Origin of the sequence: Streptomyces sp. NPDC051913 (genome assembly GCF_044593635.1) — a bacterium.
GTDB lineage: Bacteria > Actinomycetota > Actinomycetes > Streptomycetales > Streptomycetaceae > Streptomyces.
In genome coordinates this window covers 92,698-115,998 of record NZ_JBIUCI010000012.1, presented here as the reverse complement: position 1 = coordinate 115,998, position 23,301 = coordinate 92,698, and the positions used below count along the sequence as shown (strand labels likewise).

25 protein-coding genes and 1 pseudogene are annotated in these 23,301 nt (G+C 72.0%); 12 read left to right on the top strand and 14 right to left on the bottom strand.

Features of this window, described 5'->3' with window-relative positions:
- Window positions 1–13 precede the first annotated feature (13 nt).
- On the bottom strand, window positions 14–937 hold the full coding sequence (locus ACIHIX_RS31790) for a CU044_5270 family protein (RefSeq protein WP_399962199.1): 924 nt from the start codon (window positions 935–937) through the stop codon (window positions 14–16).
- Window positions 930–1,583, bottom strand: coding sequence for an RNA polymerase sigma factor (locus tag ACIHIX_RS31785; protein WP_399962197.1), 654 nt, complete (start codon window positions 1,581–1,583; stop codon window positions 930–932). The genes ACIHIX_RS31790 and ACIHIX_RS31785 overlap by 8 nt, the downstream gene beginning before the upstream one ends.
- 214 nt (window positions 1,584–1,797) lie before the next feature.
- Here ACIHIX_RS31785 and ACIHIX_RS31780 point away from each other — a divergent pair, with 214 nt between their 5' ends.
- A complete protein-coding gene (locus tag ACIHIX_RS31780) occupies window positions 1,798–3,162 on the top strand; it encodes an FAD-dependent oxidoreductase (protein WP_399962195.1) in 1,365 nt (454 codons plus the stop codon).
- Between the two features lie 61 nt (window positions 3,163–3,223).
- Here ACIHIX_RS31780 and ACIHIX_RS31775 read toward each other — a convergent pair whose 3' ends face one another.
- Entirely contained in the window at window positions 3,224–4,225 is a 1,002-nt protein-coding gene (locus ACIHIX_RS31775) for a zinc-dependent alcohol dehydrogenase family protein (protein WP_399962193.1), read from the bottom strand.
- A gap of 78 nt (window positions 4,226–4,303) precedes the next feature.
- Window positions 4,304–4,936: a GNAT family N-acetyltransferase gene (locus tag ACIHIX_RS31770; protein ID WP_399962191.1), complete on the bottom strand. Its 633-nt coding sequence runs from the start codon at window positions 4,934–4,936 to the stop codon at window positions 4,304–4,306.
- Between the two features lie 91 nt (window positions 4,937–5,027).
- Here ACIHIX_RS31770 and ACIHIX_RS31765 point away from each other — a divergent pair, with 91 nt between their 5' ends.
- Both ACIHIX_RS31765 and ACIHIX_RS31760 read left to right on the top strand, forming a co-directional pair.
- Window positions 5,028–5,993, top strand: a complete 966-nt coding sequence (locus ACIHIX_RS31765; protein WP_399962189.1) for a DUF1152 domain-containing protein — start codon at window positions 5,028–5,030, stop codon at window positions 5,991–5,993.
- Between the two features lie 95 nt (window positions 5,994–6,088).
- Window positions 6,089–6,495 (top strand): annotated as a pseudogene (locus tag ACIHIX_RS31760) (lamin tail domain-containing protein).
- A gap of 18 nt (window positions 6,496–6,513) precedes the next feature.
- On the opposite strand, the gene ACIHIX_RS31755 reads toward ACIHIX_RS31760, so the two are convergent.
- Both ACIHIX_RS31755 and ACIHIX_RS31750 read right to left on the bottom strand, forming a co-directional pair.
- Window positions 6,514–7,515 (bottom strand): hypothetical protein, encoded by a 1,002-nt coding sequence (locus tag ACIHIX_RS31755; RefSeq protein WP_399962187.1) that lies wholly within the window; start codon window positions 7,513–7,515, stop codon window positions 6,514–6,516.
- Window positions 7,512–7,874 carry a PadR family transcriptional regulator gene (locus tag ACIHIX_RS31750; protein WP_399962537.1) on the bottom strand — a complete coding sequence of 121 codons (363 nt, stop codon included), beginning with the start codon at window positions 7,872–7,874 and terminating at the stop codon, window positions 7,512–7,514. The genes ACIHIX_RS31755 and ACIHIX_RS31750 overlap by 4 nt, the downstream gene beginning before the upstream one ends.
- Window positions 7,875–8,055: 181 nt before the next feature.
- Here ACIHIX_RS31750 and ACIHIX_RS31745 point away from each other — a divergent pair, with 181 nt between their 5' ends.
- Both ACIHIX_RS31745 and ACIHIX_RS31740 read left to right on the top strand, forming a co-directional pair.
- On the top strand, window positions 8,056–10,443 hold the full coding sequence (locus tag ACIHIX_RS31745; protein WP_399962185.1) for an ATP-binding cassette domain-containing protein: 2,388 nt from the start codon (window positions 8,056–8,058) through the stop codon (window positions 10,441–10,443).
- A gap of 73 nt (window positions 10,444–10,516) precedes the next feature.
- Window positions 10,517–10,870, top strand: coding sequence for an ArsR/SmtB family transcription factor (locus tag ACIHIX_RS31740; protein ID WP_399962183.1), 354 nt, complete (start codon window positions 10,517–10,519; stop codon window positions 10,868–10,870).
- A gap of 8 nt (window positions 10,871–10,878) precedes the next feature.
- On the opposite strand, the gene ACIHIX_RS31735 is transcribed toward ACIHIX_RS31740, so the two are convergent.
- On the bottom strand, window positions 10,879–11,544 hold the full coding sequence (locus ACIHIX_RS31735) for an SDR family NAD(P)-dependent oxidoreductase (RefSeq protein ID WP_399962179.1): 666 nt from the start codon (window positions 11,542–11,544) through the stop codon (window positions 10,879–10,881).
- A gap of 285 nt (window positions 11,545–11,829) precedes the next feature.
- Between ACIHIX_RS31735 and ACIHIX_RS31730 the strand changes: the two genes are divergently transcribed.
- Window positions 11,830–12,903: a hypothetical protein gene (locus ACIHIX_RS31730; RefSeq protein ID WP_399962178.1), complete on the top strand. Its 1,074-nt coding sequence runs from the start codon at window positions 11,830–11,832 to the stop codon at window positions 12,901–12,903.
- Here ACIHIX_RS31730 and ACIHIX_RS31725 read toward each other — a convergent pair.
- Window positions 12,896–13,582 (bottom strand): maleylpyruvate isomerase N-terminal domain-containing protein, encoded by a 687-nt coding sequence (locus ACIHIX_RS31725; RefSeq protein WP_399962176.1) that lies wholly within the window; start codon window positions 13,580–13,582, stop codon window positions 12,896–12,898. The two genes, ACIHIX_RS31730 and ACIHIX_RS31725, sit on opposite strands and share 8 nt — an antisense overlap.
- A 50-nt stretch (window positions 13,583–13,632) precedes the next feature.
- Complete coding sequence (locus tag ACIHIX_RS31720; RefSeq protein WP_399962175.1) at window positions 13,633–14,682, bottom strand: hypothetical protein; 1,050 nt, start codon at window positions 14,680–14,682, stop codon at window positions 13,633–13,635.
- A 275-nt stretch (window positions 14,683–14,957) separates the two neighbouring features.
- Here ACIHIX_RS31720 and ACIHIX_RS31715 point away from each other — a divergent pair, with 275 nt between their 5' ends.
- From ACIHIX_RS31715 to tgmB, 3 genes are all read left to right on the top strand, one after another.
- Complete coding sequence (locus tag ACIHIX_RS31715) at window positions 14,958–15,245, top strand: YkvA family protein (RefSeq protein WP_399962173.1); 288 nt, start codon at window positions 14,958–14,960, stop codon at window positions 15,243–15,245.
- Window positions 15,246–15,435: 190 nt separating this feature from the next.
- Complete coding sequence (gene tgmA / locus ACIHIX_RS31710) at window positions 15,436–15,627, top strand: putative ATP-grasp-modified RiPP (protein ID WP_329342691.1); 192 nt, start codon at window positions 15,436–15,438, stop codon at window positions 15,625–15,627.
- A gap of 16 nt (window positions 15,628–15,643) precedes the next feature.
- A complete protein-coding gene (gene tgmB, locus ACIHIX_RS31705; RefSeq protein ID WP_399962171.1) occupies window positions 15,644–16,621 on the top strand; it encodes an ATP-grasp ribosomal peptide maturase in 978 nt (325 codons plus the stop codon).
- Between the two features lie 3 nt (window positions 16,622–16,624).
- On the opposite strand, the gene ACIHIX_RS31700 is transcribed toward tgmB, so the two are convergent.
- On the bottom strand, window positions 16,625–16,843 hold the full coding sequence (locus tag ACIHIX_RS31700) for a hypothetical protein (protein ID WP_329342688.1): 219 nt from the start codon (window positions 16,841–16,843) through the stop codon (window positions 16,625–16,627).
- Between the two features lie 102 nt (window positions 16,844–16,945).
- Window positions 16,946–17,401 carry a hypothetical protein gene (locus tag ACIHIX_RS31695; RefSeq protein ID WP_399962169.1) on the bottom strand — a complete coding sequence of 152 codons (456 nt, stop codon included), beginning with the start codon at window positions 17,399–17,401 and terminating at the stop codon, window positions 16,946–16,948.
- Between the two features lie 179 nt (window positions 17,402–17,580).
- Here ACIHIX_RS31695 and ACIHIX_RS31690 point away from each other — a divergent pair, with 179 nt between their 5' ends.
- Window positions 17,581–18,549: a GlxA family transcriptional regulator gene (locus tag ACIHIX_RS31690; RefSeq protein WP_399962167.1), complete on the top strand. Its 969-nt coding sequence runs from the start codon at window positions 17,581–17,583 to the stop codon at window positions 18,547–18,549.
- Window positions 18,550–18,556: 7 nt separating this feature from the next.
- Here the strand turns inward: ACIHIX_RS31690 and ACIHIX_RS31685 are convergent, their stop codons facing one another.
- Window positions 18,557–18,745, bottom strand: coding sequence for a DUF5133 domain-containing protein (locus tag ACIHIX_RS31685; RefSeq protein ID WP_399962165.1), 189 nt, complete (start codon window positions 18,743–18,745; stop codon window positions 18,557–18,559).
- Window positions 18,746–18,981: 236 nt separating this feature from the next.
- Here ACIHIX_RS31685 and ACIHIX_RS31680 point away from each other — a divergent pair, with 236 nt between their 5' ends.
- The gene (locus tag ACIHIX_RS31680) at window positions 18,982–19,326 is read left to right on the top strand and encodes a hypothetical protein (RefSeq protein ID WP_399962163.1); all 345 of its coding nucleotides are present in this window, start codon (window positions 18,982–18,984) and stop codon (window positions 19,324–19,326) included.
- 147 nt (window positions 19,327–19,473) lie between these two features.
- Here the strand turns inward: ACIHIX_RS31680 and ACIHIX_RS31675 are convergent, their stop codons facing one another.
- Both ACIHIX_RS31675 and ACIHIX_RS31670 read right to left on the bottom strand, forming a co-directional pair.
- A complete protein-coding gene (locus ACIHIX_RS31675; protein WP_399962161.1) occupies window positions 19,474–21,246 on the bottom strand; it encodes an ABC transporter ATP-binding protein in 1,773 nt (590 codons plus the stop codon).
- Window positions 21,247–21,341: 95 nt separating this feature from the next.
- Window positions 21,342–22,199 carry an aldo/keto reductase gene (locus ACIHIX_RS31670; protein WP_399962159.1) on the bottom strand — a complete coding sequence of 286 codons (858 nt, stop codon included), beginning with the start codon at window positions 22,197–22,199 and terminating at the stop codon, window positions 21,342–21,344.
- Window positions 22,200–22,406: 207 nt separating this feature from the next.
- Here ACIHIX_RS31670 and ACIHIX_RS31665 point away from each other — a divergent pair, with 207 nt between their 5' ends.
- Window positions 22,407–23,294 carry a Gfo/Idh/MocA family protein gene (locus ACIHIX_RS31665; protein ID WP_399962157.1) on the top strand — a complete coding sequence of 296 codons (888 nt, stop codon included), beginning with the start codon at window positions 22,407–22,409 and terminating at the stop codon, window positions 23,292–23,294.
- The last annotated feature ends 7 nt before the right edge of the window (window positions 23,295–23,301 follow it).

The following is a 23,301-nucleotide window of genomic DNA, read 5'->3' as shown; positions in this document are numbered from 1 at the left end:
GGCAGGAGGCTGTCTACGGGCGTTGTCCGACGCGATCGACAACGCCCGTCGCCTCCCTGGCGCGCAGCTCGTGAAAGCGGTCGTGCAGCTTCATCCGGCCGTCCACCATCTCCCCGGTGCCGCCGTCCACGTTCAGCCCGAGGTAGGCGTAGGTCTTCGTGTCGAAGAGGAACGCGAAGTCGAACTCCGGGTAGGAGACCGCGATCCCCTGACGGCCGAGCGCGTCGACGACCCCGCGGTCGATCCGGATGCCGGGAATCCGCGCGACCGCCTCGAAGGAGGCGGCCTCAAGTCCGGGCGGCATGACGCGCGGCACCACGAAGAACTGGATGGCGTTCACGAACGCCGTCCGGTCGTCCCCCTCCTGGCCCATCCGCAACCGTTCGAGAAGGTCGTCCGGGTCCGTCGGCCACTTCGCCAGGGCGGCGTACTCGGTCGGCGGCCACATCACCTCGTGCTCGCCCAGCGGGGGGTCGTTGTGGATCCTGCCGTACTCCTGGCGCCTGGAGGGCTTGGAGCCGTCCACGGAGGTCCAGCTCTCGTCCGTCCAGGTCTTCGTCCGCCCGTCCTTCACGTAGGTCCGGCTGATGTACGTCCTGGTGTACAGGTACTGGTCGTCGCGCGGGACCGGCGTCCCCGCGCCGTCGGCCCGTGTCCGCGCCGCGGCCCGGTGCAACAGTTCCGCCGCGCTCAGCGTGGCCATCCGCGGGCTGTCGGCGTCCCGTTCGCGCCTGGTGGCGACTACCACCCCGCCGGCGACCGCCGCGGCGGCCGTTCCGGCGACGGCGACGCGCAGCATCAGCCGCCGCGGCAGTGCGCCAGGGCGGCCCTCCTGGACGACGGCGCGCCGCAGCCGGGCGCGGGCGGCGAAGCGGGCCTCGTCGGTGAGCGGGGCCACGTCGGCCTCCAGTTCACGTACGGCGGTGAGGTCATCCACGTCCGGTCTCCTCTGTCTCCTCGTGCAGGGCTGTGGGATCCGACCCGCCCAGTGCCGCGCGCAGCCTGGTCCGCGCACGGTGCAGCCGGGAGCGCACGGTGCCCACGGGGATGCCGAGCGCCTCCGCCGCCTCCGCGTAGTCGAGGTCGCCCCAGGCGATCACCAGCAGTACGTCGCGGTGCCGGGCGGGCAGCTTCGCCAGCGCGCCCGCCAGTTCGGCGCGCGCCCGCTCGGCGCTCACTCGCGCCGCCACCCGGTCCGCGAGCGCCTCACCGTCGTCACCGCTCCCTGTCGCGGCGACCCGTGAGAGCGCTCTGAGCCGCCGCGCCTCGGCACGCCGGTGCTGACCGACGAGGTTGGAGACGATCCCGTACAACCACGGGCGGGCGTGCGGGCGCGTCAGGTCGTAGCGGCGGCGCTGCTGGAACGCGACGACGAAGGTCTCGGCCATGAGGTCGTCGGCGGCCTCGGTGCCGAGCCGCCGGGCGACGTACCGGTGGATGTCGTCGGCGTACCGGTGGAAGAGGAGCTCGAAGGCGTCGGGCTCCACCCAGGACCGCTCGACGACCGAGGCGTCGGACGGGACGTCGTCGTGGCGGGCGACGGCGGGGCGGTCTCCGACGCACGGATCGCCGGTGGATTTCATGCGGTTCCCTCGAAGTCACGGGCATGGTCGACCACTGTTGGCCGATCCCCGCGATCGGGTTCCCGATGGCTCGTGAGAAGGTGCTCGCGCGGCCCGCGCCCGCTCATAAAGTAGCCTTATGAGCCCATAGATCGGACCCGCGTACCGGGTTAGGCTTGCCTTAGCTTAGGCTTCCCGTCGAGATCGCTTGTCGCCTCTCGAAGGGAACCTGATCATGCCCCGCCCCCTGCGGGTAGCCATCGTCGGCGCCGGCCCGGCCGGCATCTACGCCGCCGACGCTCTGCTCAAGTCCGACGTGGCCACCGAGCCCGGTGTGTCCATCGACATCTTCGAGCGGATGCCCGCCCCGTTCGGGCTGATCCGGTACGGCGTCGCTCCCGACCACCCCCGCATCAAGGGCATCGTCAAGGCCCTCCACCAGGTCCTCGACAAGCCGCAGGTGCGCCTCTTCGGCAACGTGGACTACGGCACCGACGTCCACCTGGACGACCTGCGCGCCTTCTACGACGGTGTGATCTTCTCGACCGGCGCGATGGCCGACCGCGAGCTGCGCATACCGGGCGTCGAGCTCGACGGCTCCTACGGCGCCGCCGACTTCGCGTCCTGGTACGACGGCCACCCCGACGTGCCGCGCACCTGGCCGCTGGAGGCGGAGAAGGTCGCCGTCCTGGGCGTGGGCAACGTGGCCCTGGACATCTCCCGCATCCTCGCCAAGACGGCGGACGAGCTGCTGCCGACCGAGATCCCGCCGAACGTCTACGAGGGCCTGAAGGCCAACAAGGCCGTCGAGATCCACGTCTTCGGCCGCCGCGGCCCGGCGCAGGCGAAGTTCAGCCCGATGGAGCTGCGCGAGCTGGACCACTCCCCCAACATCGAGGTCATCGTCAACCCTGAGGACATCGACTACGACGAGGGCTCGATCGCCGAGCGCCGGGGCAACAAGCAGGTCGACATGGTCGCCAAGACCCTGGAGAACTGGGCGATCCGCGACATCGGCGAGCGCCCGCACAAGCTGTTCCTGCACTTCTTCGAGTCGCCGACCGAGATCCTCGGCGAGGACGGCAAGGTCGTCGGCCTGCGCACCGAGCGCACCGAGCTGGACGGCACCGGAAACGTCAAGGGCACCGGCCAGTTCACCGACTGGGACGTCGACGCGGTCTACCGCGCGGTCGGTTACCTCTCCGACAAGCTGCCCAAGCTGCCCTGGGACATCGACTCGGGCACCGTCCCGGACGCCGGCGGCCGGGTCCTCCAGGAGGGCGGCGAGCACCTGACGTCCACGTACGTCACCGGCTGGATCCGGCGCGGCCCGGTGGGTCTCATCGGCCACACCAAGGGCGACGCCAACGAGACGGTCGCCAACCTGCTGGACGACTACGCGAACGACCGTCTCCAGACGCCGGCTTCGCCCGCTCCCGAGGCCGTGGAGGAGTTCCTCGCCGAGCGCGAGATCCGCTTCACCACCTGGGAGGGCTGGTACAAGCTGGACGCCGCCGAGCAGGCGCTGGGTGCGCCGGAGGGCCGTGAGCGCGTGAAGATCGTCGAGCGCGAGGACATGCTCAAGGCGAGCGGCGCGTAGGCGAGTTGCCGTAGGCAGCGCGAAGGGGCCGGGGGTCGCACTCCCCGGCCCCTTCGCGCGTTCAGTGGTGCTCCACGGTGACGACGATCTTCCCGACCTGTGCGCCCGCCTCCAGGTAGCGGTGCGCCTCGGCGATGTCCGCCAGGGCGAAGGTCCGGTCGACGACCGGGGCGAAGACTCCCGTGCGCAGTCCGGACGCGACGAACGCCTCGGCGCGGCGCAGGCGTTCGGGGTCGCGGGTCGTCTCGTGGAGCGTGTAGGTGCGCATGTTGAGCGCGGGCATGCCCAGCTCGAAGCCCGGATACGGGGTCGGTTGCCCGCTCAGCGCCCCGTACAGCAGCAGTGTGCCGCCGGGGGCGACCGCCCGGGCCAGGTCGACCACTCCGGGTCCCGCGACGGCGTCGAAGACGAACTCGGCGCCCCGCCCGGCCGTGCGGCCGAGGATCCGCTCGGCGACGTCCTCCTCCTGCGTCACGATCACGTCGGCGGCGCCCGCCTTCCGCAGCGCCTCGACCTTGGCGCGGGTGCGCGTGGTGGCGACGGGGACGGCGCCGACGCTGCGGGCGACCTGGATCGCGGCGAGGCCGACGCTGCTGGAGGCGGCGGTCAGGACGACCGTGTCCCCGGCACGCATCCCGGCGACCTCGACGAGCGCGCCGTAGGCCGTCACGTACGGCATCCACACGGCCGCGCCCGCCACGGCGTCGAGCCCTTCGGGGCGATGGAGCACAGCCCGGGCGGGCACGACGGCGCGCTCGGCGTAGACGCCGTACTCGTTCATCGAGAACGCGGGCACCACGCTGACCGGTTGCCCGGCCGCGAACCCCGTCACCCCGGCGCCGACGGCCTCCACGACACCCGCGGCCTCGGTACCGAGCCGGGCGGGGAACTCCTTGACGGCTTCGATGTACTGACCGCCGCGGAACAGGACCTCGGCCCGGTTGAGGCCGATCGCGTCCACACGGACGAGCAGTTCGCCCGGCCCCGGTTCACCCACCGGCACGTCCTCCAGCCGCAGCACCTCGGGTCCGCCGACCTCATGGAATCGCACGGTCCTGGCCATCTCGTCTCCCCACTTCCGATCCGGCGTCCGGATTTCGATGACTGTCGAACTTCGACAGTCATCGTAGTACGCCGGGACCTAGAGCCGCTCGCGTTCCCCCGTCGTACGCCCGAGGCAAGCGATCGATCCCGGATCCGGTACCGGGATCTCACGGAAGCCGAGGCGGTCGTAGAAGGCGCGGGCGGGGACGTTGGCCGTCGCCATCACCAGGTGGACGGCCGGGACCCCGCGCTCGGCGAGGGCACGCAGCAAGGTCCGCATCAACTCCCGGCCGTAGCCGCGCCCCTGCCACTCGGGGAGCAGGTCGATGTGCAAGTGGGCGGGATACGGGGCGAGTTCGGGGACGATCATCCGCTCGGGGTCGTGCAGGAGTCGGATCATCAGCTCGTCCGGACCGCCGGGGGCGGCACTGCCCTCCGGGTAGCGGTCGGCGACGAGCGGGAGCCACTTGGTGCGGAACTCGGAGACGAAGCGGGGGGTGTCGGCGACGCCGAGGATGTATCCGACGGCCCGCCCTCGGCCGTCGTCGAGCACGAAGGCGAGGTCGGGCTCCAACACGGCGTACGGCTGCGCGAAGATCACCGGGAGGATGCCGGGGTCCGCGTAGACCGGCCTGGCGTCCAGGCCGTTGTGCGCGGTGCGGATGCAGATGTCGTCGAGGGCGGCCCGGTCGTCGGGGTGGTAGCGGCGGATCGCGGGTGGCGAAGTCATCGCAGCATCCTGACCGGTTGGGAGCGCTCCCACAAGCCTGCCGCCCCAACGCGCGCGGCCTGAGCGAAAGATCGCCTGTTAGCGTCCTGCGGTGTTCTCTCTCCAAGAGCCCGCCTTCTTCACCCGTCTGCGCGGCGCGCGGCGGATACTCGTCGCCGGCGCGGGCGGCGGTTTCGACGTCTACGCCGGCCTCCCCCTGGCCCTCGCCCTCCAGGCCGCCGGGAAGGAAGTGCACCTGGCCAACCTGTCGTTCGCGGACCTCTACGGCCTGGATCTGGATGTGTGGCTGGACCAGGACGTCGCCGCCGTCCGCCCCGACACCGCCGCCCGCGGCGACTACTTCCCCGAACGCACCCTCGCCCGCTGGCTGGACCGGCAGGGCCTGCCCTCGACGGTGTACGCCTTCCCGCTCACCGGGGTGCGTCCGCTGCGGGCCGCCTATCGCACGCTCCTCGACCACCTGGGTCCGGTGGACGCGATCGTGCTGGTGGACGGTGGGACCGACATCCTTCTGCGCGGCGACGAGCACGGACTCGGCACCCCCGAGGAGGACATGGCGAGCCTGGCGGCGGTGGCCGGGCTGGACGACGTACCCGAACGGCTCGTGGCCTGCCTGGGGTTCGGGGTGGACGCCCATCACGGGGTGAACCACTCCCTGGTCCTGGAGAACGTGGCCGCGCTGGATCGCGAGGGCGGTTACCTGGGCGCGTTCTCGCTGCCCCGCGAGAGCCGGGAGGGCGCCCTGTACCTGGACGCGGTGGCCCACGCCCAGGAGTGCACCCCGGACCATCCGAGCATCGTCAACGGCTCCGTCGCCGCGGCCGTGCGCGGCGATTTCGGGGACGTGCGCTTCACCGAACGCACCCGCGACAGCGAGCTGTTCATCAACCCGCTGATGGCCCTGTACTTCTGCGTGGACGCCGTCGCCCTCGCCGGCCGCAACCTCTACCTCGACCGGCTCGAGAACACCGCGCTGATGCGTCAGATCCACTCCGTCATCGCGGAGTTCCGCGACGCGCTGCCCCGGCAGCGGCCTCCGCGCGCCTACCCGCACTGACGTGGTCGCATTTCGGGAACCGGGGGGTGATCGCACAAGAAGGTTGTATACGCTCCAGGTTCTTCTTCACTGAACCTTCACAGGGGGGCTTTGTCATGCGTATCCGCCTTGCCACCACCACGGCCGCCGCGGCCGCGGCCGCCGGCACGCTCATAGCGCTCACCGCCGTGCCCGCGCAGGCCGCCGAGTACACGTCCGCGCTGAAGATCCGCGGGGTCCAGTACGACGCGCCCGGGAGCGACTCCACGCGGCCGGGAACTACTTCGAGTTCACCGCGAACCACTACCTCCAGCCCGGCGACTACGTGAAGCTGCGCGGCGGCAACGGCAGCGACTCGGACGCGAAGAACGTCGCCTACCGCGACAACTGCAACTTCATGTGGAACAACGACAAGGACACGATCTACCTGTTCAAGCCCGCCGGCAGCCGGGCCGACGTCCACTCGTACACCAAGAGCGGGTCGGACCCGGACCGCGACGGTTACGTCAAGTTCCACAGCTGAGCGCGCGGCGCGGCCCCGTCAGCGGGGGGCGAGGTCGCGCCTGGCCACCACTCCCAGCGCCACGACGAGGAGGGTGAGCGCGCCCGCCTGGGCGAGCGCGCCGGCGACGTAGACGGCGGGCAGCGGGAGGCCGAGCCACAGGATCAGCGACGCCGTCCGGACCGCGAGGACCAGCAGGCCCAGCGATGCGAGGGCCAGAGCACCGCTTCCGGCACCGGTTTCCGCGCGCCGGGTGCGCAGCAGCAGCCAGCCGAGGGCCGCGAGGACGAAGCAGGTCGCGGGCGCCCACGCGAGGTCGGCCATGGTGGGCAGGAGCGCGACGGAGCCGCCGGTGACCACACAGCAGGCGAGGAACGCGAGGCCGGGAGTGCCGACGGGCAGTACGGCGGGCGGAGCGTCGCGGTGGTACGCGGCGCACAGGGCGAGGGCCGGCAGCCAGGCGAACAGCGCGTTGGCGGTGACGAAGTAGGGCGCGGACAGCGGCCATTCGGTCACCAGCGGCTCGATCAGCGGCCACAGCGAGGGCAGCGCGGCCAGCAGCACGGCGGCGCGGGCCAGGCGCCGGCGGTCATGGACGAGGGCGAAGAACCCGACCGTCCACAGCAGCGGCAGCACCCATCCGGCGATCGCGACGACGGTCGGCAGCGGGCCGCTGCCGGTGAAGCCGGTCAGGAAGACGTCCCATTCACGGGGGCCTCGGGTGGCCGACCAGGTGACCCGCAGGACCTCGTCGGAGACGATCGCCGCCGCCTGGAGCAGAACGGCGTACAGCGCGAAGTTCCGGGCGGCCGAACCGAGCAGGGCGTAGCGCCGGGGGGCGCCTGCGGTGGCCAGCCGGCTGCGCACGGCGAGGGCGGCGATGCTCGCCACCTCGCCGAGGGTGGGCCTGCTCTGGTCCTGGGTCTCCTGGTCGACGTCCCAGAGGTAGACCTCGACCATCTCCTCCTCCCGGTCCCGGCGGTAGTAGGCGGGGAGCAGGCGCAGCACGGTGCGGTAGCGCGCTTCGAGCAGGGTCGTCATGCGAGTCCTCCGGCGAGTCCGGGTCCGGTGACGGGTGGGGTGCCGCCGGCCTTGCGGCCCTCGGCGATGCGCTGCTTGGCGGCGTTGGCACCCGCGGCCATCCGCTCCGCCTCGGCGGCGAGGGCCCGCATGCCCTCGTCGGTGAGGCGGTAGTAGCGCCGGAGCCGGCCCTGCTGCACCTCTTCGCGGTCCAGCACGATCAGTCCGTCCGCGGTGAGCCGGTCCAGCACGCCGTACAGCGTGCCGACCCGCAGTTGCACCGCGCCGTCGGACAGCTCCTCGACCTCGCGCAGGATGCCGTAGCCGTGTCGCGGCTCGTCGGCCAGGGCGGTCAGGACGAAGAACGCCGCCTGTGTCATGTTCCTCGATGCCATGGAACTGAATATATCGGCTTCCGATATATTCAGCGAGCCGAACACGCGCTTCCGTCCGGGCGGTCAGGAATGGAGAAGCGCCGGCCCGGCGTCCGGATCTAGCCTGAGAGCCATGCCGCCTCGGCTCCGCCGAGCGCCCCGGTCCGACGGAGGAGAGACGACACACATGGCCAGGAAGACGGATCCGCAGGCCGCCGCGCCGCACCTCGCCGACAGCCACGATCTGATCCGCGTGCACGGGGCGCGCGAGAACAACCTCAAGGACGTCAGCATCGAGATCCCGAAGCGCCGGCTGACGGTGTTCACCGGGGTGTCCGGATCCGGCAAGAGCTCGCTCGTCTTCGACACCATCGCCGCCGAGTCGCAGCGTCTGATCAACGAGACCTACAGCGCCTTCGTGCAGGGGTTCATGCCCACGCTCGCGCGGCCCGAGGTGGACGTCCTCGACGGTCTGACGACCGCGATCAGCGTCGACCAGAGCCGGATGGGCGCCGACCCCCGCTCCACCGTCGGCACCGCCACCGACGCCAACGCCATGCTGCGCATCCTGTTCAGCCGGCTCGGCACTCCGCACATCGGCCCGCCGAGCGCGTACTCCTTCAACGTCGCCTCGGTCTCGGCGCAGGGCGGCCTCACCGTCGACCGGGGCAGCGAGAAGACCAGGACCGAGAAGGTCACCTTCAACCGCACCGGCGGCATGTGCGTCCGCTGCGAGGGCCGCGGCACGGTCACCGACATCGACCTCGCCCAGCTCTTCGACGACGCCAAGTCGCTGAACGAGGACCCGTTCACCATCCCCACCTACACCGGGGACGGCTGGGTGGTGCGGGTCATCAGGGAGTCCGGCTTCTTCGACGCGGACAAGCCGATCCGCAAGTACACGAAGAAGGAGCGGCACGACTTCCTGTACCGCGAGCCCGTCAAGGTGAAGATCAACGGCGTCAACCTCACCTACGAGGGACTGATCCCCAAGCTCCAGAAGTCGATGCTGTCCAAGGACCCCGAGGCGATGCAGCCGCACATCCGGGCCTTCGTGGAGCGCGCGGTCACCTTCGCCCGCTGTCCCGACTGCGACGGCACCCGGCTCACCGAGGGCGCCCGCTCCTCGAAGATCGAGGGGATCAGCATCGCCGACGCCTGCGCGATGGAGATCAGGGACCTGGCCGACTGGGCGCGCGGACTCAAGGAGCCGTCGGTGGCCCCGCTGCTCACCGCGCTCCAGCACACCCTTGACTCGTTCGTCGAGATCGGCCTCGGCTATCTCGCCCTGGACCGGCCCGCCGGCACCCTGTCGGGCGGCGAGGCGCAGCGCGTGAAGATGATCCGCCACCTCGGCTCCTCGCTCACCGACGTCACCTACGTCTTCGACGAGCCGACCGCGGGCCTGCACCCGCATGACATCCAGCGGATGAACGACCTGCTGCTGCGCCTGCGCGACAAGGGCAACACCGTGCTCGTCGTGGAGCACAAGCCGGAGATGATCGCGATCGCCGACCATGTCGTGGACCTCGGCCCCGGCGCCGGTGTCGCCGGCGGCGCCGTCTGTTACGAGGGCACCCTGGAGGGCCTGCGGGCCTCCGGCACCATCACCGGCCGGCATCTCGACGACCGGGCCACCGTCAAGGAGAGCGTGCGCGGGCCCTCGGGCGCGCTGGAGATCCGGGGCGCGACGGCCAACAACCTCAAGGGCGTCGACGTCGACGTCCCGCTCGGGGTGCTCACCGTCATCACCGGTGTCGCCGGCTCCGGCAAGAGCTCGCTGGTGCACGGCTCGGTGCCGCTCGACGCGGGCGTGGTGTCGGTGGACCAGAGCCCGATCAAGGGCTCGCGGCGCAGCAACCCGGCCACCTACACCGGGCTGCTCGAACCGATCCGCAAGGCCTTCGCCAAGGCCAACGGCGTCAAGCCGGCCCTGTTCAGCGCCAACTCCGAGGGTGCCTGCCCCACCTGCAACGGCGCGGGCGTCGTCTACACCGACCTCGGGATGATGGCCGGTGTCTCCACCACCTGCGAGGACTGCGACGGCAAGCGGTTCGACGCGTCGGTCCTGGAGTACCGGCTCGGCGGCCGGGACATCAGCGAGGTGCTCGGGATGTCGGTCACGGACGCGGAGGAGTTCTTCGGCGCCGGCGAGGCGCACACCCCGGCCGCGCACAGGATCCTGGAGCGGCTCGTCGACGTCGGCCTCGGCTATCTGACCATCGGCCAGCCGCTGACCACGCTGTCCGGCGGTGAGCGCCAGCGCCTGAAGCTCGCCACGCACATGGGCGACAAGGGCGGCGTTTACGTCCTCGACGAGCCGACGACCGGTCTGCACCTCGCCGACGTGGAGCAACTCCTCGGTCTGCTGGACCGGTTGGTGGACGCCGGCAAGTCCGTCATCGTCGTCGAGCACCACCAGGCGGTCATGGCCCACGCCGACTGGATCATCGACCTCGGTCCCGGCGCCGGTCACGACGGCGGGCGCGTGGTCTTCGAGGGCACCCCGGCCGACCTGGTCGCGGCCCGCTCCACGCTCACCGGCGAGCACCTCGCGGACTACGTCGGCGCCTGACCCGGAGCACCGCCGGGCCCTCGGGGCGACCGCCGTACCATGGCGGCACCGCAGTCGCCCCGAGGGAGTCCCCATGGCCCGCCCCCGCACCGCCCCACGGACGGTGGAGCACCCCGCCGTGGCGGAGGTGTCGCTCCAGCAGGTGCTGGAGGCGCTGGTGGACCCGGTTCGGCGGGCCGTGGTCTCCCAACTCGCGGGCGCCGGTACGGAGCTGAGCTGCGGCACGTTCGACGTGGCGGTGTCCAGGTCGACGCTGACGCACCACTTCAACGTGTTGCGGGAGGCCGGTCTGATCCGGCAGTACTACGTCGGCACCACCAAGATGAACGCGCTGCGGGCACAGGAGATGCAGGAGCGCTTTCCCGGGCTGCTGTCGGCCCTGGTGGACGCCTCGGCCCGGGAGACCCGGCACACCGCCACCCGGTGAGGACGGGCTCAGGAGTCCAGGTCGTCGGCGAAGTGCCGGAACCCGTGCCGGTCCTGATGGAGTTGCCACAGGGTGTCCGCCAGCACCTCCGGGTCCTTGCGGCGGTGCCCGGGGACGATCGCGCCGGGAATGACCAGCTGGGCGACATGGATGCCCTCGCCCGCGAGGCTGTCGTGCAGCAGATGGCCGTACGCGCTCTGCGCGGCGAACGCGATCGACGTACCGGCGCGGTCGGGGTGGGGGACGACGGCGGTGCCGCCGTTGACGAACAGGATGGTGCCGCGGCCGAGTTCACGCATGCCGGGCAGGACCTGCTGGACGGCGGTGACGGGGCCGTAGACGGAGAACTCGACCGGCCCGGTGAGATCGGCGTGGGTGGTCTCCAGGACCGGTCGCATGAAGTCCGCCTGCGGGACCGGGCTGTACTGGAGGACCTCGATCGGGCCCAGTGCCGCCCGCGCCTCGTCGAGGGCGGCCGCCAGGGTCTTCGGGTCGCGTACGTCGGCGGTGAAGGCGCGGGCGGTGACGCCCTGGCCGGTCAGGCCGGCCGCGAGGGCGCCGGTGCGCTCGGGGGTGCGGGCGACGAGGGCGACGTCGAAACCCTCGCGGCCGAAGCGATGGGCCACGGCGGCGCCCAGTCCGGGGCCGGCCCCGATGATGGCGATGGTGGTCATGGGACCCATCCTTCCCCCGCGGGGGCCGAAGCGCGCCGTACACCCCTCCCCCGAACAGGACCCGCCCCGATGCGGATGGTGGGCGAGCCCTGTTCGTGCAGGTCATTGTGGTGGACCCGGCCGACGCGCGACACGGGTGAAGGACGCCCACCCGACGTACGTTCCGCACACCCCGGGTGATCCGTGCCGCCGGGCGCGTGTCTCGCCTGTCGACCCCGCCCGATCCCCCTCCGCCCGCGACGACGATACTGGGAGACGCACGCGCCCCCGCCCCCAGATGGACTCATGCCGATCTCCTCCACCGCCCCGTCGCCCACCTCGACCCCCTCCACCGTGTGGCAGGCCCGTGGCCGCCATGTCGACTCCGCCGCGGCGGACGTCCTGCGCGCCTCCCATCTGCGCCGGCTCAAGGAGGAAGGCGTCGTCGACGACTTCCAGGAGCTGCCCGAGGAACGGGTCTTCGAGGCCCGCTGGCGGGTCGAGGGCGAGGTGACCGTGCGGGCCCGGCTGTCCCTCACCGACGAGGAGTGGGTGCTGGTCGCGGAGGCGGAACGGGCGTGGAACCCGGCCTGGCCCTCCCCCGTCGGCAAGTTCTGGCCGCTCGGTCCGGAGGCGGAGTGGGACCACGACACGGTCGTCGGTCTGCGCCTGCGGCACGTGAACCGGCTCCCCGAGGACGACCAGGAGATGCGGCGCCTGCTCAAGAGCTGTGCGCGCGAGTCCTGGGCGGTCCATGTCGTCGTCCATGAGGCCATGACCCCGGACGAGCGGGGCCTGCGCCCGCTGGCCGGGCTGCTGCCGCCGGGCCTGGAGCACCGCGTCGTGGAGCATCGCGCCGCGCCCCATCAGCTGCGGGCCGTCAACTGGGCGCTGAAGGCCCTCGACGTGCAGGTGCCGCGCGGCGGTGCCGTCGTGCTGCCCCCGCTGCCCGACGGTCACGAGGCCGATGAGTTCGCCGTCCGCAGCGTCTTCCTCGACGGGACGCCGCCCACGGAGCTGATCGACGTCCTGACCCGGTTCGCCGCGCTGCCGAGGCAGTTGCCCGGCGACGCCGAGAGCGCGGTGAGCGCCCTGCGCGAGCGGTGGGGGCTGCTGACCGTCGAGGAGGAGCTCGCCCGGCAACGTGAGCTCGTCGCGATGTACGCGGACGCGCTCGACGCCATGACCAAGTCCCGGGATCTGTACCGGGAGGCCGCCGAGCGGGCCAACGAGGCGCTGGCCGCCTACCGCGCGGCGGGCGTCCCCGAGCCGCCCGCCGCCACCGCCGAGCAGCAGTCCGCCTCCCCGCTTCAGCAGCTGACCCGCACCTTCGAACGCCTCAAGCGCAAGCCCTCGAAGGACGGCGACGGCGTCAGCTGAACAGCGGGACGCGCTCCGCGTCGGCCCCCAGCGACCGGCGTTCGGCCTCCGTGAGGGGCACCCGCCCGGTGGCCGCGCGGGCGTAGTGCTCGTCGCTCCACGCCAGGGGGACGGGGCGGCCGAGGAGCCCGTCGAGGGTGGCGCGTACCGCGGCCAGGCCCGCGGGTGACGGTCCCGGAGTGTCGGGGAGCTCCACGACGAGGTCGAGGTGGTGGATCGCGGCCTCGACGGCCAGGGTCGTCATGAGGTCCCCGGCGGTCAGAACATGGCCCTGGGTGGCGACGAGGCGGTCGGGTGACGTCGTGGCGGCGGCCGTGACCGTCGCCGCCGCGGTCTCCAGGTACAGCTCGCGCAGTTGGCCGAAGTCCAGGAACATGCTGGCGCCCACCCGGATCCAGCGCCGTCCGTTGGCCGCGCCGACGGGGTCGGGCCGCCAGTCCCGCCAGTAGGTGACGGCGTCGCGATCGGCCGGGCCGGCGGCCGGCGTGTGCAGGGCGACCAGGGCGCGCTGGCAGTCGGCGACGCAGTGCAGGATCAGATCCCGCACCGCCCATCCCGTGCACCCGGTGGACCGCCACGATTCCTCGTCCCCCAGGGGACGCACGACGTCCGCGAAGGCCGTGTAGGCGGCGCGCAGCACGTCGGCCGGTGGCGTGGTGTCGGCTGGTGCGATGGTCATGGCGCCAGCGTAGGCGCCATGACCATGACGGTGAGCGGGCGTACGGATCGTCAGTTCGCCGTGCGCTGCGCCTCCGTCAGCAGGCGTTCGGTCCTCTTCGGGACAGCGGGCGGGGTGGCCAGCCGTACGACCAGGGCGGTCAGCGCGGCGAGGGCGGCGCACACGGCGGCGAGTCCGGCGGCCCAGGCCGGGACGAGGGTGAGGTCGAGCGTCCGGGAGAGCCTGCCCGCGTCGAAGCGGGCCGCGTACAGCTGGGCCGCGGCCAGGGCCGCCGGCAGCAGGACCGCGCCGGTGAGCACCGGGGCCGAGGGGCGCATCGTCACGAGCAGTCCGAGGAGCAGGCACAGCCCGGCGAGGGCGAGGACGAGACCGTAGGGGCGCAGGGAGGCGCCGTCCCGGTGGAGCGGGAAGTACGCGACGGCACAGAGGAACAGGGCCACGGCGGCCAGCCGTGCGGGCCACAGGGGCGGGGCGCCGCGAAGGCGCGGCCGTGCGGTGCGCGGCACCGGCGGCTCGTCGGCCGCCCCGGTGTCGGCCGTCTCCGGCGGTCCGTAGGGTTCCGTCACGTCGGCGGGGTGCGGTGGGTGGGCTCCGCCGCGTTCCTCGCCCAGGCGGCCGATCAGTTCGACGAGTTCCTCGACGGGCCGGCCGGTGGCGGCGGCCCGGACCGCTTCCCGGCCGCAGTGGGGTTCCAGCGGGGCCTGTTGGAGGAGGGCCATCAGCCGGGTCACCTCCTCGACGGGGCGGGACTCGGCCGCGGCGCGGATCGTCTCGTCGGCTCCGGAGGTGTCCCGGGGCGGCCGGGTCAGCAGGACCACGAGCCGGGTGACGTCGTCCACGGAGCGGTGCACGCCGACCGCGCGCAGGGCGTCGGCCGTGGCCCGCGCGTACTGCGGGGACTGCTCCAGCAGGGTGATGAGCTGGGCCACCTCCTCCAGCGGGCGGTCGGCCACGGCGGCGCGTACGAGGCCGTCGACCGGATCGCCGTACGCCGCAACGCTCCCGTCCCCTCGCTCCCCGGCCGGTGTGAAGGGGCTGATCGGCTGGGTGGGGGATATGGCGGGGTCGTTCGGCTGGGGTGTGGACGGGCGACTGGTCATGCGCGGCTCTCCAAAGGAGTGGGATGCGGCCGCCGCTACTGCGCCCCCGAGGCGCGAAACGCAACATTACGGTGACCATTAGTAGGGGTCCGCGGCTGCCTGTGCCACTCGGATGCGCCACGGGTATGACGGCCGCCCGACGCCCACGCCTCCGTACTCCCACTGGTGTTCGATGACAACGGTTCGGATCCGGTCGGCCATACCCGCGGCCGGAGCGGGAATCCGTGAAGACGTGTACACAACCCGATGCCGTGCACCCGATATGAGGAGGGCTCGTGGACACGACCTCCACCGTGGTCGTCGCCGCGGCGGTGCTCGCGGCGGTTCTGCTGGCCGTGGCCGTGGCGGTCTTCGCGCGACTGCTGCGCGCCCGGCGGGACTTGAGGCGCGCGGGGTTGCCGACCGGTCCGCGCTGGGTGTTCTGGGGCGCCCTCGCCTACTTCCTGCTGCCGACCGATCTGCTGGTCGACCCGGTCTATCTGGACGACATCGGCGTGCTGTTGCTCGCTCTGCGCAGCATGCGCGCGTATGCGGAGCGTGACCGTTTCGGCGATACCACCTGATCACACGCCCCGAGCACCTCACCCGCCTCCCCCGTCCCCGAACCCCCAACGGCCTCTGGTGACACAGAGTAAGGAAACCAATCACTCGTTCGATTCGTATAAGTCTCAGGAGGCCGACGGCAGTCGGCTCCCCGAGCGACGGTGCAAGTGACCATCGCTGGTTCGGCGCAGGACCCACGAGGGAGAGACGATGCAACCGTTCGCGCTCAACTACGCCCGTCCGGCAGCACAGTCGGAGGCCACCGCTCCGTATGTGTACGACTCCGGGCGGCAGTTGAACGTGCTTTCGGACGGGCGGATAGCCGCCCACGACCTGGCGTTGCTGAGAGAGTTGGGCACGACGACCTCCACAGCCGGTTCGAAGACGCACTTCGACGACTGAACACGGACCGGCGCACATGACTGTGTTGATCCTGACCTGTGAAGAGGACGTGACGGCCGACATGGTGGTCGTCCAACTCCACGCGACCGGGGTGCCGGTGGTCCGGCTGGACCCCGCCGACCTGACCGGGAACGTGGCGCTGTCCGGGGAGTACGTGCACGGCTCCTTCCGGGGCCATCTGTCCTCGGGGGGCCGGCTGGTGAGCATCGGCGGGCTGCGGTCCGTGTGGGTGCGCAGGCCGGGCACGGCGGCGACCCGGGCGGCCGAGCCGTCCGACTGGCTGACGGAGGAGTCCTCACAGGCCCTCTACGGCATGCTGCGCAGCTCGGGGGCGCGGTGGATGAACCATCCCGACGCGGCCCGCCGGGCCCGGCACAAGCCCTGGCAGCTACGGCTGGCCCAGCGCTCCGGGCTGCCCGTTCCCGCCACGCTGATCACGACGTTCCCGCAGGCCGCCCGCGAGTTCGCCGAGCGGTACCCGGATCTGGTGGTCAAGCCGGTGTCGGGGGCGCATCCGCAGGACCCGCCGAGGGCGGTGCCGACCAGCAGGGTGGCGCCGGACGCGGACTTCGGCGCCGTGGCGTTCGGTCCGACGCTGCTCCAGCGCCGGATAGCCAAGCGGGCGGACATCCGGCTCACGGTGGTGGGCGAGCGGATGCTGGCCGCGCGCAAGCCGACGGCGGCGGACGAGAGCGAGGTGGACGTCCGCTTCGCCTCCCCGGACCGTCCGTGGCGCGCCACGGATGTCCCGCCGCGGGTCGCCGACGCGGTGCGCGCCTATCTGAAGGGCGCCGAACTGGCCTATGGCGCCTTCGATTTCGCCGAGGACGCCGACGGGACGTGGTGGTTCCTGGAGTGCAACCAGTCGGGTCAGTTCGGCTTCGTGGAGGTGGAGACGGGTCAGCCGATCGCGCGCACCATCGCCGAGTGGCTGGCCCGTCCGGCGCCCGACGAGGGGGCGCGGGTCAACGGCGTGAACACCGCGCTGACCTGATCGTCACAGCTGGCCGGGGCCGGGCATGAGCGCGTTGCGCTGCCATCCCGGGGGCGGGGGCGGTGAGGGCAGTTCGCCGAGGTGGGCGCGGCTCATGGACTGGAGGGGCTGCATGACGAACTCCAGTTCCCTGCTGACTCGCTCGGCCTCCCTGCGAACCTGAGTGGGTATGTCGCCGCGCTCCGCGATGAGTCGGTCATAGATGGGGGAATCCTGGAACACCCGTCAACGTGCCTTTCGTGTCACGGCCCATAGGTATGGGCACGGCTGTCGAGTCTAGGCGCCCGTGCACACTGCGGGGTGAATTCCACCGTTCGGCTTGACTCAGGCGCCCGTCGTGGAGCCGGGCCGGATGATCATGAGGACCGTGACGGTGGCCCACAGGAGATTGAAGACGCCGGTGAACATGGCGAGTTGGACCGTGCCGGCCCGCTCGACGGAGCGGCCCGCGTCGAGTTCCTCCAGGAGTTCCTCCTGCCGGGGCAGGACGAAGGCGACGAGGACTCCGGCCGCCGCGGCGGTCAGCGCCATGGACGTGATCAGCCAGCCGCTGCCCAGCACGCCCATCGCGGCGGCGGTGGCGAAGCCGAGGAGGGGCACGGCGAGGCCGAGAGCGGCGTAGACGCGGCAGATGCGGTGCAGCAGGGCGACGGTGCCCGCGCCCACCGGGTTCCCGTTCGCCCGGCGCACCGCGGGCGGGAACATGCTGGCCGCGACGGTGACGGGGCCGACGGCGACGATGGCGGCGAGGACATGCAGGGACAGCAGGAGCTTGGTCATCGAGGTGAGGTCCAGGGTCGGTCGAGCAGGGTCGACGGCCCACGTTAGGGATCTTCGTGTGCGGTGCACAGGGGCTGGAACGACAGGTACCAACGGATTCCCGCCAGAGCGCCCCACCAGTGTTTTCCGCCTTGACCCGGGGTGACAGGGCTGGCAGGAACCTGCCTATCGTGGCTCTCATGCACAGTGTGGCGATCCTGGCTCTCGATCTGGTGGTGCCGTTCGACATGGCGGCGCCGATGCAGGTCTTCGACTGGACGCGGCTGCCCGACGGCCGAAGCCCCTACCGGGTCCGGCTCTGCGCCCGGACTTCGGAGGTACGGGCCGACGGGGGCTTCTCGCTCCGCGTGGAGCGCGGCCTGGAGGCGCTGGCGGACGCGGACACGATCATCGTGCCCGGCTGCTCCCCCGAGGCGGGGCCGACCCCCGCTCCCGTCCTCGACGCCCTGCGGCAGGCGGCCGAGGCCGGCACCCGGATCGCCTCGGTGTGCGCGGGCGCGTTCGTCCTCGCGGAGGCCGGGCTGCTGGACGGGCTGCGCGCCACCACCCACTGGGTGGCCGCGGGCGAACTGGCCCGCCGCTTCCCCCGGGTGCGGGTGGAGCCGGACGTGCTCTACGTCGACAACGGGCGGATCCTCACCTCGGCGGGTGCGGCCGCGGGCCTCGACCTGTGTCTGCACATGATCCGGCGCGACTTCGGGTCGGCCGTGGCCGCCGACGCCGCGCGGATGTCCGTCATGCCCCTCGAACGGGAGGGCGGGCAGGCCCAGTTCATCGTGCACGACCATCCGCCCGTGCCGTGCGGCTCGACCCTCGAACCGGTCCTGGAGTGGATCGAGGACCACCTGGCCCAGGAGATCACCCTGGGCGCGATGGCGACCCGGTCCGGGATGAGCGAACGCACCTTCAGCCGCCGGTTCCGCGAGCAGACCGGCACCACACCGCTGCAGTGGCTGCTGCGGGCGCGGGTGCGGCGCGCCCAGTACCTGCTGGAGAACAGCGACCATCCGATCGAACGCATCGCCCGGCAGGCCGGATTCGGTTCGCCGGCCGCGTTCCGCGAACGGTTCAGGCGCGTGGCCGGAACCAGCCCGCAGGCCTACCGCGCGGCGTTCCACGGGGCGCCGCAGATCCCGGCGCCCCGCTGAACCCGGGCTACAACAAGGCGTCCGCCTTGTCGAGGGCGTCGTGGACGGCGGTGGCGCCCATCAGGACGCACAGGGTGTAGCTCACGTCCTCCAGCTCCCTCGCGACCATGACGTCCCCTCGCTCCGCGTGGGCGATCCGGAGTGACGCGTACCGCGTGAGCAGCTTCCTGACGACCTTAGGGTCCGGCACGAGCACGAAAGGCCCCTCTCTCCACGATCCGTTGGGCGGGAACCGGCGGCGAAGCGGTCATATCTCCCGCCCCCCGGCCCGCAATTGACGGAATCCTGGCTGTCCCTGCCCGAGTACCGCTCGATTCCGGCCTGCGGGAGACCCACAGGAGTGACGTTCCGGCGAGCCTGGAACCGACCCGCTTCCCCACGGGCCGTCGGCAGTTGAACAGGGCGCAGACCCTCGCACGAACGGTGTACGCCATGAACTGCCTCACCCGCCTGCTCTGCGCGCTCTACGTCGCCACGAGCGCCGGACTCTCCTGGACCGCGGTCCTGCAGTACCGGCACGGCCCCACCTGGGCCGTGTACCTCTGCGCCGCCGCGAGCCTCGTCCCGGTCATCGCCGTCGTCCGCGAGGCCGAATGGCACGAGCTCACGAAGGCCGGCCACGCCGGTTCGGTGACCGGGCTCGACCTCGCCGAGGCCGCCGACGACGTCGTACAGGCCGAACTCGACGCCGCGTGCTGCGAACGCTGGTGGACGAGCTGCGGCACCGACCACGACACGCGCTGCCCGCACCGCGTCCCGCGCAGCAGCGCGGCCTGAGACCGGGACGGCACCACCGCACAGCCGCGGAAGCGCGGTCCGAGGCGGCGCACCGCCACCGCCCGCAGACCGTTTCCCTCCGCCGCCCGTCGGTCGAGGCCCCGCTCCGCGTCAGCGGGACCTCGACCCGGCCTCGACCGACGGGCCTCAGGCCACCTGCCCGCTGTGCAGCGCCGTGTACGCGCCGCCCCTGCGCAGCAGTTCCTCGTGTGTACCGATCTCCTGGATACGGCCCTCGCCCATCACGACGATCCGGTCCGCGCCCCGCACCGTGGACAGCCGGTGGGCCACCACGAAAGTGGTGCGCCCGTGCAGGAGCCGGGCCAGGGCCTCCTGGACGAGCGCCTCCGAGCGGGTGTCCAGCGCCGAGGTGGCCTCGTCGAGGACGAGGACCCGGGGGTCCCGGATCAGGGCGCGGGCGATGGCGAGCCGCTGTCGCTGACCGCCGGACAGCCGGGCCCCGCGCTCGCCGACGACCGTGTCCAGGCCCTGCGGCAGCCGGTCCACGAACTCCAGCGCGTTGGCGTCGCGCAGCGCGGCGCGCACGGTCTCCTCGTCGGCCTCGTCCTCCATGCCGTAGGCGACGTTCTCCCGGATCGTGCCGTCGAACAGGATCGACTCCTGCGGCACCACCGACACGAACCGCCGGTAGGTGCGCAGGTCCAGGTCGTTCATGTCGGTGCCGTCGAGCAGCAGCCGGCCCGAGGTCGGGCGGATGAAGCCGATGACGAGGTTGAGGACGGTGGACTTGCCCGCCCCTGAGGCACCCACGAGGGCGACGGTCTCGCCGGGCCGCACCGAGAGGGTGAAGTCGTGCACGGCGGGCCGCTCGCCCTCCCCGTAGGTGTGGCCGACCCGCTCGAAGGCGACGGCCCCGCGGACCTCGCCGACCTCGGACTTGCCCGCGTTGTCCTCCAGTTCGGGCGCCTGGAGGACCTCGCCCACCGACCGCACCGACTCCAGCCCCTTGGTGATGACCGGCGCGAGACCGGCCAACGTGGTCGTGGAGTTGGTGAGGGTGGTGAGGAACGCGCTGAGCATCACCACGTCGCCGGCGGTGACACCCCAGACGTCGTAGTACGACACCAGCGCCGCGCCCGCGAGGACGAGCACGCCGACGACGTTGAGCACCACCCAGGCCAGCGAGCCGAAGCGGCCGTTGACGAGGTCGAGGCGGTTGCCCGAGGTGAGCAGCCGGTGCAGGGTGCCGTCCATGCGGCGCAGCGCCTTGCGCTCCAGGCCGTGGGCGCGGGTCACGGGGATCAGCCGGGTCATCTCGGTCACCCGCGACGACAGGGTCTCGACCTCGTGCCGGAAGTGCTCGTTGTGGGTGCGCAGCCGGGCCCTGAGGCGGGCCACGACGAGGGCCGCGGCGGGAACGACGACGAGGAACACCGGCAGGAACTCCGGGGTGCGGATGCCGATGATGACCAGGCCGCCGATGAGCACCGTGCCCGCCCCGAGGCCGGTCTCCGCGGTCTGCTGGACCATCTGCTCGACGGTCTCCACGTCCCGTACGACCTTGGCCTGGAGCACTCCCGCGCTCACCCGGGAGTGGTAGCCGATGGAGAGCTGCTGCATGCGGGTGCACAGGGCGGAGCGCAGCGAGGTGCCCATGCGGCGCACGCTGCCGTACAGGAGACGGACGTAGAGGACGTGCAGGGGGTAGTTGACCAGCAGGATGAAGAGGATGATCCCGGTGCTGATCCAGAGGTCGGTGATCGGGCCGTGCTGGACGACGGTGTCGATGATGGACGCGGTGATCAGCGGGAGCAGCCAGATGGGGCTGTGCTTGACCGTGAAGACGGCGACCGCCGCGGCGAGGCGGCGACGGTCGGCGCGGAACAGATAGGCGAGGGTGCGGATCGGGTGCTCGCCCCGGTAGCGGTGGTCGAGCGGTCTCTCCAACGGCGAGGCCATTGGCGGTGGTCCTTCCCAGGGTTCGGGTGGTCGGGCGAGCACTCCATCAGGGCCCGCCCGGCTGGGCAAGCGCTTTCTGCCCGGGCTTCCCGGGGCTACACCTGGTCGAGCGTGTCGATCTCCTCGGCGCTCAGGACGAGTTCGGCCGCGGCGAGGGAGTCAAGGATGGTCTCCGGCCGGCTGGACCCCGGGATCGGTACGACGACCGGCGACTTGGCGAGCATCCAGGCCAGGCACACCCGCTGCGGGCTCACTCCGTGCGCCTCGGAGATCCGGGCGAACGGCGCGTAGGCGGAGCCGAGTTCACCGGCCCGGGAGATGCCGCCGAGAGGGCTCCAGGGCAGGAAGGCGACACCGAGTTCGTCGCACAGCTCCAGCTCCGGCTCGCTGGAGCGGAAGGCCGGGGAGAACTGGTTCTGCACGGACACCAGGCGCCCCCCGAGGATCTCGTTCGCCTGCCGGATCTGCTCCGGGTTCGCGTTGGAGATCCCCGCCATCCGGATCTTGCCCTCGTCCAGCAACTCCCGTACGGCACCGACGGAGTCGGCGTACGGCACGCGGGGGTCGGGACGGTGGAACTGGTAGAGCCCGATGGCCTCGACGCCGAGCCGGCGCAGCGACGCCTCACAGGCCTGCTTCAGATGGCGCGGGCTGCCGTCGAGGGTCCAACTGCCGTCGCCGGGGCGCAGATGGCCGCCCTTGGTGGCGACGAGGACGTCCGCGCCCCGGTCGTGGGAGGCGAGGGCCTTGGCGATCAGGGTCTCGTTGTGGCCGACCTCGTCGGCGCCCAGGTGGTAGGCGTCCGCGGTGTCGATGAGCGTCACGCCCGCGTCGAGGGCGGCGTGCAGGGTGGCGAGGGAGCGGTCCTCGTCCGGGCGCCCCTCGATGGACATGGGCATTCCGCCCAGGCCGATGGCGCTGACCTCGACGTCACCGATGCGTCGCGTGTGCATGGGATCGTGACCTCTTTCCTGCCGAAGTGGCTCCGGCTGCCTGCCGGACACTCGTCTCAGCCTGAACGGGGCCTGGCCGACAGGTCCAATAGAAGAAAGCGAACGGATTCAGCACCGCGGGGACTGAATTGCCGGGTGTGTCGACCGGACCTCAGGTCGATGTGGCACGCTCGCCCTCGACCAGCAAGAACGGCGAGAGGCGGCGGCATGCGCATCGGACTGCTCGGTACCGGCCCGTGGGCCGAGGGGGCGCACGCGCCCGCCCTGAGCGAGCACACGGAACTGGACTTCGCCGGGGTGTGGGGTCGCCGCCCGGAGGCCGCGAAGGAGTTGGCGGGCCGGTTCGGCACCCGGGCCTACGACGACGTCGACGCGCTGTTCGCCGACGTGGACGCCGTCGCGATCGCGCTGCCGCCCCAGGTGCAGGCCGCTCTGGCGGTGCGGGCCGCGCGGGCGGGCTGCCATCTGCTGCTGGACAAGCCGCTCGCGCCGACCGTCGAGCAGGGCCGGGCCGTGGTGGAGGCGGCACGGGACGCGGGGGTCGCCTCGGTCGTCTTCTTCACGACGCGTTTCCAGAGCGTGACCGAGGCGTGGATCATCGAACAGGCCGCGGTGGACGGCTGGTTCACCGCGCGGGCGGAGTGGCTGGGCGCGGTGTTCACCACGGACAGCCCGTTCGGGGCGTCGCCGTGGCGGCGGGAGAAGGGCGCGCTGTGGGACGTGGGTCCGCACGCCCTGTCGGTGCTGCTGCCGGTCCTCGGCGACGTTCAGCGGGTGGCGGCGGCCGCGCACGGCCCGGCGGACACCGTGCATCTCGTCCTGGAGCACACCGGCGGCGCGTCGAGCACCCTCACCCTGAGCCTGACGGCTCCCCCCGCCGCCGCGGGCGCGGCCGTCGAGCTGCGCGGCGAGGCCGGGGCGGTGCTCCTGCCGCGTAGCCCGGAAGGCGCTGTCCCCGCCCTCGTCCGCGCCGCGGACGCCCTCCTGGACGCGGCCCGCACCGGCCGACCGCACCCGTGCGACGCGGCGTTCGGACTGCGCGTCACCGAGATCCTCGCCACGGCCGAGACACTCCTGAGCGCCGACCGCGACTGAGGCTCGG

Bases quoted from the DNA above. Each gene is read 5' to 3' on its own strand.
- ACIHIX_RS31690 (WP_399962167.1), top strand. From the start codon at position 17,581: ATGCACAGTGTGGCGATCCTGGCTCTCGATCTGGTGGTGCCGTTCGAC.
- ACIHIX_RS31750 (WP_399962537.1), bottom strand. From the start codon at position 7,874: ATGACACAGGCGGCGTTCTTCGTCCTGACCGCCCTGGCCGACGAGCCG.
- ACIHIX_RS31680 (WP_399962163.1), top strand. From the start codon at position 18,982: ATGAACTGCCTCACCCGCCTGCTCTGCGCGCTCTACGTCGCCACGAGC.
- tgmA (WP_329342691.1), top strand. From the start codon at position 15,436: ATGCAACCGTTCGCGCTCAACTACGCCCGTCCGGCAGCACAGTCGGAG.
- ACIHIX_RS31720 (WP_399962175.1), bottom strand. From the start codon at position 14,682: ATGACCAGTCGCCCGTCCACACCCCAGCCGAACGACCCCGCCATATCC.
- ACIHIX_RS31770 (WP_399962191.1), bottom strand. From the start codon at position 4,936: ATGACTTCGCCACCCGCGATCCGCCGCTACCACCCCGACGACCGGGCC.
- ACIHIX_RS31725 (WP_399962176.1), bottom strand. From the start codon at position 13,582: ATGACCATCGCACCAGCCGACACCACGCCACCGGCCGACGTGCTGCGC.
- ACIHIX_RS31745 (WP_399962185.1), top strand. From the start codon at position 8,056: ATGGCCAGGAAGACGGATCCGCAGGCCGCCGCGCCGCACCTCGCCGAC.
- ACIHIX_RS31775 (WP_399962193.1), bottom strand. From the start codon at position 4,225: ATGGCCAGGACCGTGCGATTCCATGAGGTCGGCGGACCCGAGGTGCTG.
- ACIHIX_RS31675 (WP_399962161.1), bottom strand. From the start codon at position 21,246: ATGGCCTCGCCGTTGGAGAGACCGCTCGACCACCGCTACCGGGGCGAG.
- ACIHIX_RS31695 (WP_399962169.1), bottom strand. From the start codon at position 17,401: ATGACCAAGCTCCTGCTGTCCCTGCATGTCCTCGCCGCCATCGTCGCC.
- ACIHIX_RS31755 (WP_399962187.1), bottom strand. From the start codon at position 7,515: ATGACGACCCTGCTCGAAGCGCGCTACCGCACCGTGCTGCGCCTGCTC.
- ACIHIX_RS31665 (WP_399962157.1), top strand. From the start codon at position 22,407: ATGCGCATCGGACTGCTCGGTACCGGCCCGTGGGCCGAGGGGGCGCAC.
- ACIHIX_RS31670 (WP_399962159.1), bottom strand. From the start codon at position 22,199: ATGCACACGCGACGCATCGGTGACGTCGAGGTCAGCGCCATCGGCCTG.
- ACIHIX_RS31785 (WP_399962197.1), bottom strand. From the start codon at position 1,583: ATGAAATCCACCGGCGATCCGTGCGTCGGAGACCGCCCCGCCGTCGCC.
- ACIHIX_RS31780 (WP_399962195.1), top strand. From the start codon at position 1,798: ATGCCCCGCCCCCTGCGGGTAGCCATCGTCGGCGCCGGCCCGGCCGGC.
- ACIHIX_RS31730 (WP_399962178.1), top strand. From the start codon at position 11,830: ATGCCGATCTCCTCCACCGCCCCGTCGCCCACCTCGACCCCCTCCACC.
- tgmB (WP_399962171.1), top strand. From the start codon at position 15,644: ATGACTGTGTTGATCCTGACCTGTGAAGAGGACGTGACGGCCGACATG.
- ACIHIX_RS31735 (WP_399962179.1), bottom strand. From the start codon at position 11,544: ATGACCACCATCGCCATCATCGGGGCCGGCCCCGGACTGGGCGCCGCC.
- ACIHIX_RS31740 (WP_399962183.1), top strand. From the start codon at position 10,517: ATGGCCCGCCCCCGCACCGCCCCACGGACGGTGGAGCACCCCGCCGTG.